Source organism: Streptomyces sp. NPDC001027 (genome assembly GCF_040299045.1).
GTDB lineage: Bacteria > Actinomycetota > Actinomycetes > Streptomycetales > Streptomycetaceae > Streptomyces.
The window spans coordinates 67,965-87,176 of sequence record NZ_JBEPBI010000004.1; the positions used below are offsets into that span (position 1 = coordinate 67,965).

Consider the following 19,212-nt stretch of genomic DNA (forward strand, 5'->3'; position numbering starts at 1 on the left):
TTCGTGTCCACAGCTGTGGACAATTTTCCAGGTCGTACGGACAGCCATATTCGGGGTGATCTCCTTGCCGTGGCGGGCAGTTCAGGGGTTAAGGCCGGGTATGTGCGGTCGAGCAGACAGATGGTGGGGGTACAGCGGCGCGCGACATGGGCTGGCCTGCGGAGGTGGTCTGGAGTGCTTGGTGGTGGTCTCGGGGACGCTTCCGCCTTCTGCGTCGTCTCAGCGTGTCCTGCGGATGGCGTCTGTGGCCGCCGTGGCGATGGCGGCGGGAGCGCTGGAGGGCTGGGGTAGGTGCAGCAAGGTGGTTCCCGGCAGGTGGTGGGACTTTGGGGTGAGGGTGAGTTGGAGTACGGCGCAGCCGGCGGTCGTGAGCTGCTTGACACGGGTGACGGCTTGAGCGGTTTCGTCGCTGCCGTACCGGGCGTCGGTGACGATCACGAGGAGGCGGCCGGCGCCGGGGCGGCTGAGTTCGAGGCCGTGGTCGAGTGCGTCGATGGCGTCGCCGAGGTTGTGGTGGCCGCCTTGGGCATCGAACGTCGTCACGCGCTCTGGTGCTCGGTGGGTGGGTCGGGTCAGTGCGGTCAGGTGCCTGTCATAGGCGATGGTGGCGGTAAGGGAGTCGGGGTCGGTCAGGGCTGCTGCGCGTGCCACGATCCAGGCAGCGGACGCGACGGGCGCGCAGGCGGCACGCATGGAGCCGGAGACGTCGACGGCGATACCCACACGCAGCGGTGGGGTGGGGGAGTTCCGGCGGCGGGTGTGGGTGAACGGTTGTGCGGTGGGGACCGACCCGGCCGCGCGCTGAGCGTCGCGGGCGAGGGCCGCGCGCATGTTGAGGCGGCCGGGCGGGGTGGGGCTGGTGGTCCGCTCCTCGGTCCGCTCGCGGTAGGCGGCGGCACGCAGGGCGCGGCTCAGGCGGGCGGCGGCATTCTGCTCGGCGGCGGTGGGCCTGCGGGTGCCGGTGACCGGGTTGCCGTAGGGCGCTGGTGTGCCGTCGGGGGTGACGGTGGTGCCACGGGCGTTGAAGACCGACTTGGCGGTGGCGGCGGCTTTGCGTCGCTGGCCGGCCCGCTGGGCGCGGTCCTGAGCCTGCGCCTTGGACTGCGCGGCCATGGCGTTGGCCGCTGCGGCCTGTGCCGCGAGGTCGGCGGCGTCGGTGGCGGCCGTGCTGTCCATGACGGCCCCCACGGCGCCGGACAGCAGATCGGTGAGGTTCTCCGGCACGGGCAGGGCGGGGGCCGCGGCGTCCAGAGCGTCGCACCATTGTTGAGCGTGCGCGAGCATGGTCGTGGCGTCGTGGTCGGCGCACTGGTGGGCTGCGGTCCAGATGCGGGTGAGGGTGGCCAGCAGGTTGGCGCCCAGTACCTTTTCGCACAGATCGGCGACGGCCCGGGTCTCGCCGGCGTCCAGGATGCCGACGTCACGGCGGCCGAGGACCAGGGCCGCCACGGCGGCGGCGTGCTCGATGCCCTTCAGGGTGGGGTGGGCGATGTCGGGCATGACCAGGGTTCGGGCACTGGTGCGCAGGTACGTGCGGTCCGTGGGCCGCGTGATCAGGTGTGCGCCTTCGACACGGCTCTCCTCCAGCAGGAGCGCGGCCTCGACGACACGGGGGTCCGCTCCGGCAGGCTGTGTCCAGACGGAGTGGGCCGCGTGCGCGGCCTCGTGGACGAACACTCCCCAGGCGGCGGGATACCGCTCCTCGTCGCCCACGATCCGCGGATGGATCTCGTGGGGCTTAAGCGGGGCGAACAGGCCGGCGTCGAACTCGACCTCTCCCAGCGTGGGGAAGAACGCGGCCGGTGCGCCGGTGCGCGTGCCGGGGCGGCAGGTGACGAGGAGGTGTGGGCGGCCGGAGAGGTCGACTAGCCGGTCGCCGAGTTCGGCTCCCACGCGCAGCCACAAGTGCGGGGAGGAACGGGGTTGCGCGGGTGGGGCGCCGTCGTCGTCCCATCGCGCGAGGTCGGCGTCGTCGTCCCGGGTGGTGGCGGGGGATTGGACGTGGTGGTGGGCGCTCATCGCGAGCGGCCCCGGTGTGCGGAGCCGGTGCTGCCCGGGGGCTGCCGGGCGGCTGAGGCGGGGAGCTGCTTGCCGAGGGTGAGGGGAGCGATCTTCTTGACGCCGACTGCCTTGATGACGGCGTCGGCGACGGCGTCGCGATCCTCCACAGGAGCGATGCCGACGAGGTTCGCGAGCGCGGCTTTGGTGCCGAGGACGGCCTCGGTCTTCTGGTAGCTGAGCAGTTCCCGCAGTTGGGGGGCCCAGCCCAGCTCGCCGAGTTCGACTTGGAGGGCGAGGTGTCGGGCGACCCGGACCACCCGGGCATCGATCCTCAAGGCCAGGGCGAGGTCATAGTCCGTGCCGATCTGGATCTGCACGCTGAACCGGCTCGCGAGGGCCTCCGTCAAAACCGCGCCGTGGACGCCGGGATTGTGGCCCGCCACCACGTAGAAGCCCGGCTCGGCCTTGATGGTCTCGCCCTTGTGGGCCTTGACCTGGATCTGCCTGCGCCCGTCCATCGCGGGATACAGCGCCGCCAGGACCTTCGGTGAGATCAAGGTGGCATCGTCGATCAGCAGGGCGCGGCCCTCGGTCATCGCGGTGACCAGCGGACCGTACTGGAAGACGTAGGCTCCCGCGTCGTCCTGTGTGTACTCGCCGATCAAGTCGCCGACTGTGGTGTCGCCGTCACCGGCGACGGTGAGCAGGTCCTCGAACGCCGCCTCCACCAGCGACGTTTTGCCGGTGCCCGGAGGGCCGTAGAGCAGCACCGGCACGTCGGCGTCGCGCAGGCGATTCAGCGCCTCGACGTCGGGCAGATCGGCCAGCTCCCGGGGGTGGTAGAGCTGGCCCCCCGCGCGGCGGATCGGGCCGGTCTGCCTGGGCGTGGCTGCTGCGGGAGTGGTTGTGCGGGCCGTGGTTGTCTGGGTGCGGGGAGAGTGGGTGCCCGGTGGGCTGATCACAGCGGTCTGCGCGGCTGCGGCGGTTTTCGCGTTCGCGCGGAACTCCGGTTGTCCCCTTCCGCCTTGGTCGGCCTCGCCGCGTCGCACCAGGGTGAGGGCGGCGTTGCGGACGGCGCCGTGGGAGTGGCCCAGCTGCCTGGCCATGTCCCCGATGGTGAGCGTGTCCGCCGGCCGGTCGGCCAGCAGGCGGGCCACCTTGGCCCGTAGTTCGCCGCCCTTGGTGCGCGCTGGACTGGTAGGCGGTCCGGGTGTGGTCAAAACGAGGGTCCTTCAACAGGTGCGGGTGCGGGTTGGGTTGGCGATGCGCTGGGGAGGCTGGCCGCTCTCGGAGCGGATCACGGACTGTGCCGACATCGGCGACCGGGCCGACCGGGGTGTACCGTCGGCGCTCACCGGCCGACCGAGGGCTCGGTCCAGGTGCAGGGGATGGCCGGCGACGAGCAGCTCGCTGGCTGCCGAGCAGGCCCGTGCGTCCGCTCCGTACCGGGTTCCGTCGCTCGGCAGGCGCAGCCTGGCGTCTCTTCGAAGCCGGCCTGGAGCAGGATCCGCCGGGCGGCGGCGTTGTAGCCGGTGGTGGTGATCTCGCCGGTGATGGTGTGCCGGATCGTCATGAACGGCTCTGCTGGTCCTTCGGGCAAAGCGGATCTCCTATCGGTGGTGGCGGAAAAGCGGTGGGGTGTTGGGCGAAGGCGAGGCGGGCCCGGAGCTTCCAGCACATCAACGGTGCGTGGCTGGACCACGAACGATGGGCAATGACTGCCGACACGCTCCAGGGCGGCCCTCACCGCCCCACAGCTACCTGACTCGCCTTTCCGCACGTTCTGATAGCCGGATGTACCAACAACAGCCATAAGCGGATCTCCTTAAAAGGGTTGAAAAGTAGGGGACTTGCGCCCTGATCAGGGCGTCTTGTGCCGGCCTCGGAGCGGGCGGAGGTACCGGCGTCCGGTGGTGCCGACGAACTGTCCGGTGCCGATCGAGACGATCAGCCACGCGTACGCCTCGCTGGTGCGGCTTGCGGGGGGTGAAGAGGCCGGCGACGTACGGGCTCCCCAGCACCGCGCTGTAGGTGATGCCCGGCGCCGGAGCCGCGGGGTGCGGTCAGGGGCAACGGGCGCTTCCTCCCTGGTCAGCGGTGGCGGGCAGGCGTGCTGGTGCGGGGCGGCGGAGTGGGGGGTGTGGTGTCCACGGCGGGGCGCGGGCGGATTCGCAGCACGGGGGTGCGGTGCGGCGGCAGGACGGCGACGGTCGCGCCGAGGTCCTCGGCAGCCTCTTCGACTTCGCGGGTGAGGAACTCGATTTGCCGGCCCAGCGCCGAGAGACGGGCGGCGATCTGGCGGCCCTGCACGGTCTCCAGCGCGCTGGCGAACTGGCCGCTGGTCTCCAGGAGTTCCTGGAGACGGACCATCGGGCCCGGGGTGTAGCCGCGTTGGACGGCGCCGAGGAGAGCTTCGGAGGCGTCTCCTGCGGTCCGGCCTTCGACGACGTCGCGGATGAGTTCCTGCAGCGACACCTCCGGGACCGGCGCAGGGCGGTTGAACCGGGAGACGTCCGCGTGCAGCACACCGGGCGGGACCGGGACGGGCAGTACCTTTCCTGCCTCGTATTCGTGGGCGTAGTGCCCGATCACGTGCCAGCCCGGCGCGTCCGGGTCGCCTCGCAGCGCGACCAGCGTTGAGTCGTCGTCTTCGACAAGGTGGGCGAGGGTGATCGGCTGCCCGTCGGCGGCGTACCACGACTCGGTCCGCTCCAGCTCGCCTCGCTGTTGCGCGGCCTGGGCCATCTCCGTCCACATCTGCTGTTCCTCGTCGGTCAGCGGGGCCTTGTGGCGGTGGTGTTTGCGCTGGTCGGCAAGGTTGCTGGCGATGGAGCTGTGGTCGGCCCAGGCGGTGAGGTGTGGCCACAGGGCCGAATGCCGCGAGAGTTCGGCCGGGGAGCCGGGGGTATCCGGCTGGTCGAGGGCCCGGCGGATCTCGGCGGCGGAGGCGGCCAGGGCGTCCAGCACGGCCCGCCACCCGGCCAGGTGCCGGGCCGGTGGCAGCTCGTCGAGCGCACGGCGGGCGGCATCGAGCAGAGCATCGGCGTGCGGGGCGAGATGGGTGGTGTACGCCTCCACCGCCGCCCTGTTGCGGTGGGCCCGTGCGGCTGCCGCGGCGCCTGCGTGGACGGTGCGACCGTAGCGGTCGCATGTCATGTCGAGCGCGGCCTCGCTTTCGCGGTCGATGACCGCCATCCGCAGCCGGAAGTTGCGTGCACTGTCCGTGAGTTCCGGTGCCACTGGGACGGAGCCGTCTGGGGTCGGATTGCTCGCGGGCGTCATCGGGACCGTCCACTGCCCGAGGCCGTCAGGTGGACGGTCGGTGCGTAGGTGGGCTTCGGTGGGATCGGTCGGGCCGAGGGCGGGGAAGTGGTGGGCGGTGTGGCGCGCTGCGTCGTTCGGCTGGCTGCTGCTTGGGCGAGACGGCTGCGGCGCTCCTGGAGCCCGTTCGGCCGGTCCGGGCGTGGTGGGCCGGCGGAGAGGGACGGGTCGGGGCGAATGTCGGCCTGCACGCTGTAGCCGAGGCTGCGCAGGTCGTGGACGGCTTGGCGGGTACGGCGCAGCCCATCGCGTTCCGGCTTGGTGAGCCGGTACAGGCCCGGCGAAAAGGGGACGGGCTCGAACTGCTCGCGGACGAGGAACCACTCGGCCAGGTGAGGGGTGAAGCTCGGTGCGGCGGTGGCGACGAAACCGTGTTCGGGATGGGCACGGAAGCGGAAGTGGTCGGACAGAGAAGGATTCCTTCTTTCTGCTGGTCAGCGGCGAGGGGACGGCGGGTGGGTCGTGGTACGCCGGGCTGGTCTCAAGGGGGCGGTCCGCCGGGGGAGGGCTGGGCGGACGTCGGGGCTGGGCATGCTGTCGCTTCCGTCGTCCCGTTTGGTGAAGGCCGGCCTGGTCCAAGGCGGTGTTGGCCCACTGGTACTGCTCGCCGTGGGCGATGGCGGCCAGGGCGGCGGCGCGGCTGTAGGCGAGCCGGATCTCGGCAAGAGGGTTCGGGGGCATCCCGGGGTCTGCGGGTGTCGTTCAGTGGCGGTTCGGCTGCCGTGACTGGGCGGCGGCAGCTGGCTGGGTCCGTGGGCCGGTCGTGCGCGGTATGGACGGCCCAGGCGGTGCCGGGGTGGAGGTCGGGCGCAGGGCGGCGGCGGTGTGGTGCAGGCGTGCGCGGGCCGCGACGTACTTCTCGGCCGTCATGATCCGCAGGACTTCGGGGTCGTTGCGCAGAGGCGAGCGGTTGAGATCCTCCACGGCCTCGCGCTGGAAGCCGGTCGTGGCGTAGGTCAGGGCTTCGGCGAGTGTGTCCAGAACTCGCGTGATACCGGCGGCGGCCCGGGCGAGCTGGACCAGGGCGACGCGTTCGGGCGGGTAGACCGTCTGCGGTGTGGTGAACCGTTCCTGCGCGTGTTCGATGGTGTGCTGCAGATGGTGGGCCAGCACGCCGATGTCGTCGGTAAGCGTGACCAGGTCGACGGCGTCGGGGCTGGTGGGGAATGAGGCGGCCAGTTCCTCCAGACGCCTGGCCAGATAGTCGAATGTGGCCGGAGTGACGGAGGAAGACATCAGATCACCCCCGCCGCAGCGCTTGTCTCCCGGGCGCGGAGGGCGGCTCGCAGGCTGCGTCCGTAGTTCCACGCATGCCGCCGAGCCTCCGGCTCCAGGACGTCATAGGCGTCCTGGCGGGTCATCTGGCCAGGGTGTTTGCGGTACCGGTAGACAGGCAGGGGAAGCAGGATCCCGGGGGCGAGGCTGGTGACGCCGAGGGCGGCGCAGTAGTCCTCGCCCTGGACGAGCCCGCCCATCGGAGCGGCGCGCACCAGGTCGGTGCGGGCGAGGATCGTGGTCGGCCCGATGGGGATGGTGTCCGCCGGTGACTTCCAGTACGTCCACACGTCGCCGGCCTCGTGCCGGCCGGGCGGCACGGGGCATCGCCACAGGGCGGTCGAGCCGTCGGGGTGCCGGTCCTCGCTCCATCCCGCACACCAGCCGACCCCCGTCGATTCCAGGATGTTCAGCCGTACGGACATGGCGTCGTCGGTGAACTCATCATCGTCATCAGCCCAGTTCACGTACCGGGTGCGGACATGGGTGAGGGCCAGGTTCCGGGCGCAGGCGGCGCCGACCGGGCGGGGCAGAACAAGCGTGCGGACGCGGGAGTCCCGCCCGAGCGGGGCCGGCAGACGGTCGGGGGAGGCACCGTCGAGCGCGATCACGGCCTCCCACGGCACGGACTGCCGGGCGAGGCTGGCGTGCATGGCGGTCAGGTAGTCGAGCCGGTCTTCGCGCAGGCGGCTGGCGATGACGACGGTGATCAGGGGCGTGGTGTGCGAGGGCAGGGAAGGCTCCGGGAAGACGAGGGGGACAAGCGGCGCGTGGCGGGGCGCAGGGCGTGGGCCTTCGCCGGGGCTGCGTCGGACCCGTCGGGGGCGGAGTGCTGGGCGATGACAGAGCGAGTGGACAGAGGGTCTTCCTGTCGTGAGCGAGGTCAGCGGGCAGGGCGGCGCATCGACGCAGTCGGTGCGGCAGGCGTCATCGCGACGGCGGGCGTGGGCTGCCCGGGCGCTGGCCGGTTCTTGCGCCGGTAGGTGCTGGCCAGGAGGTCCTCGCCCAGGTAGGCGAGCTGGTCACCGAGTGCGGACAGCTGCTCGGCGTGCTGGCGGTAGCGGCTGGCGATGATCGGTTCCTGGTTGTGCTCGCACCACTCGGCCGCGGTCTCCAGGAATAGGTGCAGCTCGCCGAGTCCGCCGTGCCCGTCACCGAGGACCTCCTGCGCGACGGTGTGCAACTCGGCAGCCGTTCGGGCCCGGTAGAGCTGGCGAGTCCAGTCGCTGATGCTCTGGCCGGCGTCCTCGGCGGGGAGCGAGGTGGCGAACTCCCGTGCGTCATGGGCGGCCCAACGGTGCAGGTCGTCGGCGGTCGGCCGGGCCTCCCGATGGGCGGCGATCTGCTCGCTGGTGCGGCCGACGTTGTCGTACAGCTCGAAGTCGGGGTGCGGCAGGGACACAGTTCACCTCCGCCGGGCTATGCGCGGTCCGTCGGCGCGGAGCCGACGGGCGGGCCGGAGGCGTCGGTGCGGGCGCACGTGTAGCCGATCAGGCGGGACGGGGCTGCCTTCGCGGGCACGGTGGCGGCGTCGGCGCAGACAAACGTGTACGTCACCGACGTGCGCGGGATGCGGTGGAGCCAGGCATTGTCGTCCTTGCCGGGGTTGATCTGCAGCCCGGAGTGCGCGACGGCGTCGGTCTGCGTGTGGGTGTGGGCGAACAGCAGCAGTGCGCCGCCGTCGTTGGTCTTCAGCGCGTAAGCGTCCGTGAACCGGTTGGTGCCCCCGGCGAAGACAGTGGTGCCCAGCTTCCCGAACTTGCGGGTCGTTTCGTCGTGGACCTTGATCTGCTGCTTGCTGGCCTTGGTCGGGTCGAAGACCTTGGTGCCGCTGTTCGTCCCGCCGGTCGCAAAGTTGTCGATCACCGCGGTGCGCAGCACGTTGGCGTCGGCCGCGAGCTGCTTGTTGCCGGTGGCGGCGACCGCGGTGGCGTTGCCGTTTCGGTCGAGCGCGATGTCCGGCAGCTTCTTGCCGTCGAGGTCGACGACGGAGACCATCTCCCACCGCTTGTCCTTCGGCTGCTCGGCGAAGACGGCAATGCGGCTCGGGGCCTTGCCCTTCTCGCCAGAGAGGGCGGCGGCGAACCAGCGGTCCTGGCCGGCGGCGAAGCGCGGGATGTACAGCTTGGCGGTGGAGGTGTCGTACGACCACGGCTTGTACGGCTTGCGGTCCGCCTTGGGCAGGCCCTCGGTCTCGGTGTAGTCGGAGACGGACATCGCGTACAGCGGGCCGTCCTCGATCGTGGCGAGGAGCCTTCGGTCGGTGTCGGTGTTGGCCTCATTGTTGATCTTGGAGTAGCGGGAGATCTGGGCGAGAGCCTCCTTCTTCCTCAGCGCCGGCTCGGCGGTCGGCGAGGGGGAGGCGCTGCCGGTGGCCGTGGCCGTGGCTGTGGTGTCGGCGTCCGGGCTGCCGAAGGCGGCGCAGGCAGACGCGGTCAGCGCGACGGATACGGCGGTGAGCAGGAGGGCGGTGCGGCGGGCGGAGGCGTGCAGGGAAATCAGGGGCTCCGGGAAATGGCGGGTTAGCGGGTACGGGATGCGGTGGCGGATGCCGTCGGCGGCAAGGTCGCGGTCACGGCCGGTGCCGCCCGTGTATCGGCGGCGGCACGCAGTTGCTTCGCGGCGCGGGCGAGGCAGCTGCGGCTCTCACCGAGCCGGTCCACGAGACCCTGGTGCGCGGAGGCGATCGCCCGGGAGCGGGCGGGACCAGGCGCTTGGTGGGTGAGGTCGGCGAGGAGGCCGAGGTGGTGGACGGCGGCGCCGAGGGCGGCGAGCGCGGCACCGGTGGGCTCGGCGGCTCGGGCGAGCGCGAGCGTGGAGCGCTGGTGGGTGGCCGTGACGCGGGTCGGGTAGCGGGCGGCGGCCCGGTGGCGGAAGGCGGTCTCGCCGGCGAGGTAGGTCAGCAGCCGGGCCAGGTGGCGGACTTCGTCGTCCAGGATCTCGCTCAAGGCCGGGTCCGGTTGGATCTGGTCGGGGAGCGGGAGGTGGTCGGCCACGGTGTTGAGCCGGTCGGCGACGTCGTGCAGCAGCATCCGCTGGTCAGGATCGGACAGCGTCAACTCCGGGATGGGTGGGGGCGTCTACCGCCTTGCTGAGGACGGCGTGCCCGCCGTCGGCTGTATGCCGGGCGCCGCTGTGGGCGGGCGAGTCGGTGGGCCCGCGCAGGCGGGGGCGGCGTGGCGGAAGTCGACGCCGATGCCCTGGGCGGTGAGGAGCCGCACGGCGGTCTGGATTAGCAGGGAGCGGTCGCTGGTGCTGTAGGAGGCGGGCAGCACGAACGCCGACTCGTGCGGGCTGTACTGGAAACGGCAGCCGTACAGCACCGTGCGGGCGTCTTCGGGCACCGACCTATACGGTGCGCCCACGACCCCGTCGGGGTACCAGATCAGCGTGAAGGTCTGGGCGACCTCCGGTGCGGGCAGCCGGTGCGGGGGCTCGGGCTGAGTGCGGGCGTTGTGACGGACCGCTTCCATGGCCCGCCGGTAGCGGGGCAGCACGCGGCGCGAGACCGCGGCGGCGGCTCGGACCGGATCGTCGGGGACAGCGATGCCGTTCGGCTCGTCCACCATGCGGAAGTGGTGTGGCTTGAAGCCCTCGGGCTCCAGCGGGGCGACCAGGTACTGGCGGGGGTAGCGGGGCCGTTCGATGACACACAGCTGTGCGTCATCGGGCCCTTCGAGGAGTGGGATGGGGGCGTCGGGGAAGTCCTGGACGGCCGAGTGGGCGGGACCGCAGTCCCACACGCGGTCGGCGATCAACCGGTGGGTTTGGGGAGGGGGGGAAGCCTTCGTACTTGCGGTACCACTGCCCAGGCATGTGCTGGGCGAGGGCGGTTGCGAAGGCGGACAGGTCGGTGCGGGATGCGGGCATGGATTCCTAAGACGCCGGGCGGCCTGGTGGTAGCGGGGCAGGAGCCGCCGGGAGACCGTGTGAGCGGCGCGGACGGCCTCGGAGGGGACCGCGATCGCGTGCGGGGCGTAGTCGTCGCCGAAGTAGTCGTGGGTGATGCTGTGCAGGGATAGCGCGCCGACGAGGACCTGTCCGCGGTGCAGCGGGCGGTCGATCACGACGAGCTCAAAGCGGCTGGGGCCGGTGAGAATCGCGGCGCGAGGAACACAGAATTGCATCCAGGCGCTGGCCAGGCACGCGTTGTCCCACAACTCGTCGAAGAAGTCGAGCTGGCTGCCCGGATCGACGAAGTCGGTTACGTGGAACGCCCATTCACCGGGTAGCCAGCGAGACAGGCCATGGGCTAGGGATTCCAGATCGCTGCCGGAGGTGACGATCCGGGCGGCCTGGCGCTGTGAACGGCGGTACTCCCGTTGCTGGTTGTCGCGCCACAGTTCTTCGACGCGCTTGCCCGCAGCGGGAGAACCAGCGTCCGCGAAGATGCGGGGCAGGTGGTATTCCACGTCGATGCCTTGCCGGTCGGCATCGGCGAGGAACCGCGTGAGCCGGGCCGGAACGTCGTGGTCGTACCTGTCGTGGATCAGGATGGAGCCGAAGACGCCTCGTGGGCGCCAGAAGCCGTGGTCGGTAAGGAGGGTGTGGGCTGCCGCAGGGGCGTCGTTGCTGGTGAGGGCGATGACACCGATCTGGTCGTGATCGCCGAGGCTAATGGCGGGCACGGGCTTGTCTGCAGGTCCAATGTCGAACAACGCCAGGCTCGTGCGCATGGAGTTGATGTCGGACGATGAAGCTCCGGCCGGTGACCCGCCATCGTCCGGGACCTGGCCGGTGTGGTCGAGCAGTTCGAGGGGCTCGGAGGTACTGCGCAGTTCGAGGTTCTGCTGCTGCGACCGGTGCGGCGTCGACTGTTCAGCGGGTTCTGGCACGGGGACCTCGTGGTGTCGGGAGGGCGGGGGCTACATCGCCTGTCGCTGTGGGCGGGTATCTCTTCGATCTCATGGCAGCCTCGTGACCTGGCATTACCCGTCGTCGGAGGTCTGCTCGCGGGGACAGATCCGTCGACGGCGCGTCGGCGACGGCGAAGGGCTGTGTGCCGCCGACGAGGGAGGGGCGGCCGTCGAGCTCGTCGAGCCAGTTGAGGAGCTTGGGCAGGTTCTTGTCGGGCCCGTACGCGAGGTAGGTGCCGTCGGCGCTGTCGCAGCCGAACCACTCGGCTATCCCCAGACGCAGCCGGGAGTTGACACGGCCCATGTGCACGCCTTTGCCGCGGGCCTTCGCCTCGCGGGCCAGCCGTTCGGCGACGGGCCCGAGTTTCCACTCGGTGGATCCGGCCAGGAACAGGACATCGAAGGCGTCCCACGGCAGCAGCCCGGGTGCATCGCAGCCGTCCTGGGCCGCGTAGGCCGCGGGGATGCCCAGTTCGCGGATGCGGACCAGCCACGGCAGGGACTCGGTGAGGGTGCCGACGGCGTCGAACGGCTGGTCCGGGGCGAGCGCCCACAGGCAGCGGTCCGGCCCGTACCGTTCAACGGTCCGCTCCAGCCAGGCGAACCACGCTTCGGCGCCGGGCCAGTAGCGGCCCTTGCCGTCGCTGCCGAACTTGGAGTTGTCGCAGGCATACAGGGCACCCTCGGGGATACGGTTGCCTTGCGCGGGGGTGGTCATGCAGCCGATGTGTCCGGCGCTCATCGCGGCCCGTATCTCAGGCCCCGAGGGAGTGCCGAGGTAGCGCAGCGTGCACCTCCCCGGAGGCGACGCGGACCGTCATCCGGGCCACCCCCCGGCCAGACGGAAGCCCACGAAGCGGGGCCCGCAGCTCGTGGACCTCACCATCCAGGGAAGCAGCACGTTCCAGGTCTTTGAGGCGGACGAGGGCGCAGTGAGCGTCGGGTGTGCCTGGATCACCGAGTGCGACCCAGCCCGGGGATCTTCACCGTCGGCAGCCCCGGGCTTGGGCCCGATGGGAGGGCAGCGCTGGTGCTCTGGCGCGTGGGGGCCAGGGCCCCCATGCGGTCGACGGCGGTGTGCAGGTCCTCACCGAGACTGCGCAGGGCGGCTGCGGCGTCCTCAAGGTCGTAGTGGAGGTCGAATCCGTCGTCCTGCTCGGATTCCTTGGCTTTCTCTCCGGCTGCTTCGAAGAAATCGCCGAGCCGCTCCAGCAGGCCGCTGGTGGGGTCCAGGATCTGGTGCAGCAGGGCGGCGGCGTCCGCATGCGACTCGGTTGCGTTGAGCCGGTCGGTGAGAGCGAGGAGCGCGTCGCCGTAGACGGAGGTGCGGTCCGCGTTGTCGGAGACGTCCGGGGTCTTGGGCGCGGGGAGCGCCGGCGTGGCTGTGGACATGAGGGCGCGGGCGGTGGACGAGGAGGGAGCGGGCAGCAGCCGGAGCTGGGCGAGGCGATGGTCGATCGACTCGATCAGGGGCTGGGCGCTGCCGCCGTGCCGGGCTTCGGGCCGCTGGGGTGCACCGGGGTCGTCGGAGGGCGCCGAGTCGTAGAGGACCTCGAACAGCGACGGGTTGTCGGGGTGCTCGCGGGTCGCGATCCAGCCCTCCGGGCTGCCGGGCGGGCGGTCGGAGGGGGGCTCCTGCGGCGGACCGATGATCAGGTGACTGCCGTCGGGGAGGGATACGCGCACGATGTAGGCGCTGAGTCCGAACTCGATGTCGCACTCCAGCCCGCGCTCTCGCAGCGGCGTGGTGATGTGCGCGTGGCGGTGCCACAGCTCCTGCCACCACGGGGTGTCCACGTTGCGATGGTCGGGAAGCGGTGCGAGCGCAGCCGCGCGGCGGGCGTCTGGAGTGTTCTCCTGGTCAGCGGCCACGGTTCCTCCTGCGGGAGGCCGGCGTGCGGTGGGGCGGAGGTATCCGGCGAGCGGGGTCGGCTTCCGGCTTCGGCACCGGACTGAAATCGAGTTCGTACTCGTCGTAGGCGGCGATCAGGCCGTGCTCCATCTGGGTTTCGCGTTCGGCGACTTGTGCCATGAGGTCGTCGTGCTCGGCCTGGCACTGCTGGTAGTCGGCCCAGTCGGCGTCGCTGAAGTGGGCGGGGCGGTTCAGAGGACTCCTTGAAGGGGTGGGGGTCGGCCCGGGTCAGCGGTGGCGACCGCCCGGTCTGGGCGGCGGCACCGGGCTCTGGCGGCGGGAGGGCGTGAGGAAGAAGCGGTGGAAGTCGAGGTGGTCGGTGAGTTCCTGGACTGCGTCACCGAGCGCCTGTGCCGCGCGCCGCAGACAGGCACGCGCCGTCGCGTGTTCGACGACCATGCGGTTGTCCCGGACGTAGCTGTCGTTCACTCCGCGCGGTCGGGGCAGTGAGAGCGCGGTCTGCGCGGTCTCGGCGAAGTGCGGTACGGCCTGGCTCGACAGGGTGACCGCCGACGCCAGATGGGCGAGGACGGCGCTGCCGGCACGGTTCGTACTGGAGGTGGTCCGGGCGAAGTCTGCGGTCAGCTGGACGACATCACGGGAGAGAGCCTGTGCGTCGGTGACGTGCTGGAGAAGCGCTGTGTAGGACGGCGAGGCCGGGACGTGACCGGTGTCGTCCAGCAGCTCCCACTGCTCGAACGCGCCGGAGAGTTTGCCCCTTACGGCGTTGAGCGCGTCGATGAGGTGGAGGGTGGTGGCGCGCGGGATCAGTTCACGCTGGATATCGGGTGTCATGAGTTTTTTGCGGTTTTTGTGTGCATTCGAGCGTCGGTGTCGAAGAGTGCCAGCTCGTACGCGTGCAGGAGGTGCTGCACGATGAAAGATCGTCCGGCGACTTTCCACAGGCCGCGTCCTCGGTTGAGGTGGGCGATGGCGTCCATTTCGACGGAGGTCAGGCCGAGAAGCGAGGCCGCGGCATGGAGTTGGTCGGTCTCCTGGCGGTAGATGATGCGGGTGCTGCAGTCGGCGAGGAGTCCTTCGGCCAGGGCCCGGCCCTGTGATCCGGCGTCGCCGGCGGTGAGCAGGTCGGACAGCCGGTGGATCACCATGAGGTTGGCGATGCCGAGGCCGCGTGAGAGTTTCCACTGGGCCTGCATGCGCTGCAGCAGGCCGACGTGCCGCATCAATCGCCACGCCTCGTCGTACACGATCCAGCGTCGGCCGCCGGATGGGTCGGAGAGGGCGGATTCCATCCAGGCGGAGGCGCAGGTCATCGCGAGGACGAGGGCGGTGTCGTCGCCGGAGCCGCCGAGCCGGGAGAGGTCGATGGTGAGCATCGGTGCGTTCGGGTCGAAGGCGACGGTGGAAGGGGCGTCGAACATGCCGGCCAGGTCACCGTGGACGAGGCGGCGCATGGCGTGGGCCAGGTCGCGGGCGGCGTCGCCGAGTTGGCCCGACATCATCCCGGCGGCCTCGTCGAGCGCGCTGGGGTTGTTGAGGGTGGTGGAGACATCGCCGAGCAGCGGGGTGCGGCCGGTGGCGGAGGCGCGGGTGACGACGGCGTCCAGGGCGACGTCCAGGGCGGTGTGTTCCATGGGCATCAGGTCCCGGCCCAGGACTGTCCGGGCCAGGGAGCCGAGCAGGAGGAGGCGCCGTTTGCGGATCTCGCCGACCCAGTCGTCCTCGGATACGTTCTGCGGGCGCGGGGCCGCGTCCAGGGGGTTCAGCCGTCCGGGCAGTCCGGGGCCGAGAGCGACGGACCGGCCGCCGAGGGCTTGTGCCACCGGCGTCCATTCGCCCTTCGGGTCACACGGGACGTAGACGCGGTATCCGAAGGCCACCGAACGCAGCGCGAAGCTCTTGGCGAGTGCGCTCTTGCCCTGGCCGATGACCCCGGCGAGCAGGAGGTTGGGGTTGGTGAATCCCTCGACCTTGCCGTACAGCGCGAACGGATCGAAGACGAAGGACGCTTCCGCGTGGACGTCGCGCCCGATGTAGATGCCCTCCGCGCCGAGTCCGCCTTCGGCCAGGAAGGGGTATGCGCCGGCGGCCACGGCCGTCGTCATGCGGTGGGCCGACAGCTTCAGCCGGTTGTGACGCGCGGATGCCGCTCCGGGACGTCCGTTCGCCGGGTAGAGCGCGGTGGGCATCTCGCGCTCGGCGGACGTGCTCTCGGTCTGGTGGGCACTGGCTTCCGCGCGAGCCTTGGCGGTGGCCTCGGCGAGCCGGCGACGGGCGGCCTTGCGGCTGGCACGGTCGGTGTCGTGGGGGGTGAAGAGCGGGCTGGCGGAGGCGCGGCGGGCGCGGCGGGCGGGCCGGTGGCTCATCGGTGGCCCTCGTTTCTGCGGATGGTGCTCATCGCACGCAGGCTGTGGTGTGCGGGCGGAGGTCAGCGGGGGTGGTCTTGCGGCGGATGATGTGCCCGGCGGCGAGGTGGCGCTGGCAGATCGTGAGAACGGGCGGTCCCTCGGGCAGCCGCTCTGGATGGCATGCGCTTGTCTCGGCTTCTGCGGCCGTGTTGTTGGGCAGCAGGTGGAAGGCGGAGTGGACCTCGCTGGTGGCCTGCCAGAGGCGGGTGTGCGCGGTGGCGAGGTGCCGGCCGGCGGCGGGGTGCGCAGGCCGGGTGTTTTCGGCAAGCCGGTCCAAGAGCTGGTGCAGGGCGGTGAGGTGGGCGTGCAGCACGTCAAGGTGCAGCCGGTCCGCCGGCCGGGGCGGGTTCGCGTCCGACGGTGCCAGGGCCCGGGTGTGGTGGCGGACTCCGGCGCTCGCGGCGCGGAGGTAGGGATGCGCGTCGTCCGGACGCGTGGGAGGGGTCAAAGGTGGTGGTCCTTCCTGCCGGCAGGCAGGGGCGGTGACGGATGATCGAAGAGCGGCGGGCGCCACGGCGCTGTCCGGCGGGGACGGGCCCGGCTCACAGGGCGGTCCGGGCGAGCGGGAGCGCGCTGAGGGCGAAGGCGTCCGGCTGCTGGTAGTTGAGCCGTCGCAGATCGACGCCGGAGGTGACGGCGTGGGTCTCGATCTGTGCGCAGGCGGCGTCCAGGAGGGCGTCGGTCTCGGCGGTGACGGTGACCAGTCCGGTCAGGGCCACGTCGGCGTGTCCGGCGATGAGCTGGCGCTCACGCTGCTTGACGTCGGCGTACTCGACGGAGTCTTCCTCGCTGTCGACCTGCCCCCGGCGGGCCCTCTCGTTGGCGTCGGCGATGATCGCCGCCTTCTTCCGCTGGACGTCTCGCAGCGCGGACTCGAGTCCCTGCGGCACGTATATAAGGGAGAGGCTGCGCCGCACGCCGGCCGTGAACATGATCCCGTGCAAGAAGCCGGCCCCCATCTCCGTCCTCGGCCAGTTCTCCACCCAGTACGTCGCGTGCCGTGCGCTGTCGGTGGCGAGGCGGTCGTACTCCTCGAACTGGACGACGGGCCCGGCGGCTGCGGGATCGGCCTCGGCGCGGCCGGTCTCGGACCACTGCTGGAGGGGGGCGAGCGCCTTTGGGTCGTAGGCGGTGCGGATGACGGCGGCGATCTCCCGCGCGGTCAGCCACCCGGTGACCTGGAGTCCGGCGTTGCGGGCGGCCTGGGCGATGGATGCGGTGGTCTGCTCCATGACGGTGAACGCCCCGGGCGGCCCTCCGCCGGCCTGCGAGATCAGGCGCCGGGCGGCCTTGAGGTCGAGGGAGATGGCGAGGTAGGTCTCGTGCGGTGCGGCGGCGGGGCCGGCCGAGGCGACCAGCTCGGAGTAGATCTGCCCGGCCACCGGGGTCTGGGGCTGCCCGTTGTGGGTCCAGTGGCGGGTGAGGGTGTCGCCGCTGTCGGGAACGGTGCGCTCCAGCACCTGGACGGTGGCGATGTGCCCGGTGCGGGCGATGCCCGCCAGCGCTCGGCCCCAGCTGCTCACGTTGCGGTTCTGCGTCGCCGGGTCGAGGAGGGCGAAGGCGCGGCTGCTGACGCGGGCGATGGCGGTCAGGGTCTGCTGGTGCGGGTCGTGCACGGCCGCGGCGCCGTTGGCGGAGTCGCCGGGGGTGACCACCTTGAGGGAGGCGGTGGCGCCGGGCAGGTGGAGGATGCCGTCCTGCCGGGGCCGGGTGATGGGCCGGGCGAGCCAGAGGGTCTGGCCGGTGCGGCGGCGGTGTGCGTAGCGGGCGACGATCGGCGCCCAGTCGATGAGGGAGCGGCCGTGCCGGCGGATCGCGACGAGGGCACCGGATGCCGCCCACAATGGGGCCAGGGCGACGGCGCCGAGCAGTCCGGTGGAGACCACTGTCATCAGCAGTAGCGCCAGCGTGCAGGAGACGAGGACGAGTTGGGGCAGGGAGAGGCCGAGGAGGATGCCGCGGCGGGACCGGTGCGGGAACTTCACCGTGACCGGGGCGACGGAGAGATCAGTCAAGGGGCGGGTCCTGGAGACGCGGGGGAACCCGGGGCGGGAGGTGCAGCGCACGTCCCGCCCCCGGTGGACGGGCAGGGGATCAGAGGCCGGTCGGCGGCGGAGGAGGTGAGGCCGACCCGCTGGACGTGGCGTTCTGTGAGCCGGAGGGCGGGGGTGCGCCCTGCGGCGGCGGGGTGGTGGTCGGCGCCGCGGACTGCCATCCGCCGCCCTGGCCGGAGGCGGCGTTCGATCCGGACCCGCCCGGCCCCGGGCTGCCGCCCACCTGGCCGCTGGTGTCGTCGGACACGCTCGTCGGCGCGGGCTGGACGGCTTTCTCCAGACCGGACTTGACGGCATCGCCACCGGGCGAGGCGCTTGTTCCGCCGCTCTGCGAACCTTCCTTGCCCTCTCCGCCGCCGGTCGGGTTGGCGGCGACGTCGCCGGGGAAGCCGCCCCCGCCAGCGGCGTCGGGCCCCTGCGGTGCGGCGCCTGCTCCGGCGGCAGCGCCACCGGTTCCGGCAGTGGCCGCAGCCGCGGCGGCCTTACGGGCGGCCTTCTCGGCATGCGCCTTGGCGATCTGCGCTCCGGCGCCGCCTGCACGGTGGATGGACTCGCCGTCGGTCCCGTCGGCCGCCCAGTGCACGAACTTGAAGACGGCGTACGGACACAGCAGGACCAGAATCATGATCACGATGCCGGACATCACGTCGGCCAGAGCGGCGATGCCGTCCTTGGCCTCGGTTTTGCCCATGGCTGCGATTCCGAGGACGAAGATCACGGTCATCAGGAGCTTGGAGACGACGAGGGTGGCGGTGGCCTCGATCCAGCCCTTGCGCCAGCGCCGCGCGACCTCCCATCCGCCGCCGGCGGAGGCGAAGACAGCCAGCGTGACCATGACGAGGATGCCGACTTTGCGGACCATCATCACGCACCAGTAGAGGAAGGCACCGACGGCGGCACCAAGGCCGGCGACGACCGCTACGAGCCATCCCAGCCCGGACAGGCCCGCGATCTGGTTGACCTTCACGATGCGTCGCACGGCCGACTCGATGTTCAGGTGGGCGGTCTTGAACAGGCCGTCGCTGACGGCGTCGACCACTTCGACGGCGACTGTGGTCACAGAGATGGCGCAGAAGGCGAACAGGACGCCGCTCATGGTGCCGGTGAACGCTTGTGTGAGGGCTTGTCCGTCGCGCCGGACGGCGGCCCGCACCAGTTGCGCGCAGAATGTGGCGACCAGCAGGACCAGGCCCAGTGGCAGCAGCATCTCGTAGTTGTCGACGAACCACGTGGCGTTGAGGTCCACCTTCGTGGTGGTGTTGACTGCCTCGGCGGCCAAATCAGCTGCGGCGGCTGCCAGTTCACCGGCGGACTTCGCCATCCAGTCACCGATGGCCTTGCCGGGATCCGAGGCGAAATCCACCGCCTCACCGACCGCGCACAGCTTGTCGGCCAGGGGGTAATCACAGAAACCCACGGGAGTT

General features: G+C 71.2%; 19 protein-coding genes. All 19 read right to left on the reverse strand.

Going from position 1 to position 19,212, the window contains the following annotated elements:
* Positions 1–219 precede the first annotated feature (219 nt).
* The gene (locus ABT300_RS02885; RefSeq protein WP_351671169.1) at positions 220–2,019 is read right to left on the reverse strand and encodes a vWA domain-containing protein; all 1,800 of its coding nucleotides are present in this window, start codon (positions 2,017–2,019) and stop codon (positions 220–222) included.
* Entirely contained in the window at positions 2,016–3,158 is a 1,143-nt protein-coding gene (locus ABT300_RS02890; RefSeq protein WP_351671328.1) for an AAA family ATPase, read from the reverse strand. Before ABT300_RS02890 ends, ABT300_RS02885 begins: the two co-directional genes overlap by 4 nt.
* Positions 3,159–3,352: 194 nt before the next feature.
* A complete protein-coding gene (locus ABT300_RS02895; RefSeq protein ID WP_016572176.1) occupies positions 3,353–3,574 on the reverse strand; it encodes a hypothetical protein in 222 nt (73 codons plus the stop codon).
* Between the two features lie 518 nt (positions 3,575–4,092).
* Positions 4,093–5,283, reverse strand: a complete 1,191-nt coding sequence (locus ABT300_RS02900; RefSeq protein ID WP_351671172.1) for a hypothetical protein — start codon at positions 5,281–5,283, stop codon at positions 4,093–4,095.
* Positions 5,280–5,732, reverse strand: coding sequence for a hypothetical protein (locus tag ABT300_RS02905; protein WP_351671331.1), 453 nt, complete (start codon positions 5,730–5,732; stop codon positions 5,280–5,282). The genes ABT300_RS02900 and ABT300_RS02905 overlap by 4 nt, the downstream gene beginning before the upstream one ends.
* A 292-nt stretch (positions 5,733–6,024) precedes the next feature.
* Positions 6,025–6,558, reverse strand: a complete 534-nt coding sequence (locus ABT300_RS02910) for a hypothetical protein (protein WP_351671175.1) — start codon at positions 6,556–6,558, stop codon at positions 6,025–6,027.
* Positions 6,558–7,310: a glycosyltransferase gene (locus tag ABT300_RS02915; RefSeq protein WP_351671334.1), complete on the reverse strand. Its 753-nt coding sequence runs from the start codon at positions 7,308–7,310 to the stop codon at positions 6,558–6,560. Before ABT300_RS02915 ends, ABT300_RS02910 begins: the two co-directional genes overlap by 1 nt.
* 170 nt (positions 7,311–7,480) lie before the next feature.
* Positions 7,481–7,999, reverse strand: a complete 519-nt coding sequence (locus ABT300_RS02920; RefSeq protein WP_351671178.1) for a hypothetical protein — start codon at positions 7,997–7,999, stop codon at positions 7,481–7,483.
* 17 nt (positions 8,000–8,016) lie between these two features.
* Positions 8,017–9,234, reverse strand: a complete 1,218-nt coding sequence (locus ABT300_RS02925) for a DUF8094 domain-containing protein (RefSeq protein ID WP_502977867.1) — start codon at positions 9,232–9,234, stop codon at positions 8,017–8,019.
* Positions 9,120–9,629 carry a hypothetical protein gene (locus ABT300_RS02930; RefSeq protein WP_351671183.1) on the reverse strand — a complete coding sequence of 170 codons (510 nt, stop codon included), beginning with the start codon at positions 9,627–9,629 and terminating at the stop codon, positions 9,120–9,122. The genes ABT300_RS02925 and ABT300_RS02930 overlap by 115 nt, the downstream gene beginning before the upstream one ends.
* A 48-nt stretch (positions 9,630–9,677) precedes the next feature.
* Positions 9,678–11,432, reverse strand: coding sequence for a hypothetical protein (locus tag ABT300_RS02935; protein WP_351671186.1), 1,755 nt, complete (start codon positions 11,430–11,432; stop codon positions 9,678–9,680).
* Positions 11,416–12,171 (reverse strand): hypothetical protein, encoded by a 756-nt coding sequence (locus ABT300_RS02940; protein ID WP_351671189.1) that lies wholly within the window; start codon positions 12,169–12,171, stop codon positions 11,416–11,418. Before ABT300_RS02940 ends, ABT300_RS02935 begins: the two co-directional genes overlap by 17 nt.
* Before the next feature lie 236 nt (positions 12,172–12,407).
* Complete coding sequence (locus ABT300_RS02945; RefSeq protein ID WP_351671192.1) at positions 12,408–13,325, reverse strand: hypothetical protein; 918 nt, start codon at positions 13,323–13,325, stop codon at positions 12,408–12,410.
* Positions 13,315–13,485, reverse strand: coding sequence for a hypothetical protein (locus ABT300_RS02950; protein ID WP_351671195.1), 171 nt, complete (start codon positions 13,483–13,485; stop codon positions 13,315–13,317). Before ABT300_RS02950 ends, ABT300_RS02945 begins: the two co-directional genes overlap by 11 nt.
* Before the next feature lie 108 nt (positions 13,486–13,593).
* Complete coding sequence (locus ABT300_RS02955; protein WP_351671198.1) at positions 13,594–14,160, reverse strand: hypothetical protein; 567 nt, start codon at positions 14,158–14,160, stop codon at positions 13,594–13,596.
* Complete coding sequence (locus tag ABT300_RS02960) at positions 14,157–15,692, reverse strand: VirB4 family type IV secretion system protein (protein WP_351671201.1); 1,536 nt, start codon at positions 15,690–15,692, stop codon at positions 14,157–14,159. Before ABT300_RS02960 ends, ABT300_RS02955 begins: the two co-directional genes overlap by 4 nt.
* Positions 15,693–15,720: 28 nt before the next feature.
* Positions 15,721–16,182 (reverse strand): DUF6238 family protein, encoded by a 462-nt coding sequence (locus ABT300_RS02965; RefSeq protein WP_351671204.1) that lies wholly within the window; start codon positions 16,180–16,182, stop codon positions 15,721–15,723.
* Between the two features lie 94 nt (positions 16,183–16,276).
* Positions 16,277–17,749, reverse strand: a complete 1,473-nt coding sequence (locus ABT300_RS02970; protein ID WP_351671207.1) for an SCO6880 family protein — start codon at positions 17,747–17,749, stop codon at positions 16,277–16,279.
* A gap of 79 nt (positions 17,750–17,828) precedes the next feature.
* Complete coding sequence (locus ABT300_RS02975) at positions 17,829–19,205, reverse strand: SCO6881 family protein (RefSeq protein ID WP_351671210.1); 1,377 nt, start codon at positions 19,203–19,205, stop codon at positions 17,829–17,831.
* Positions 19,206–19,212: the final 7 nt, after the last annotated feature.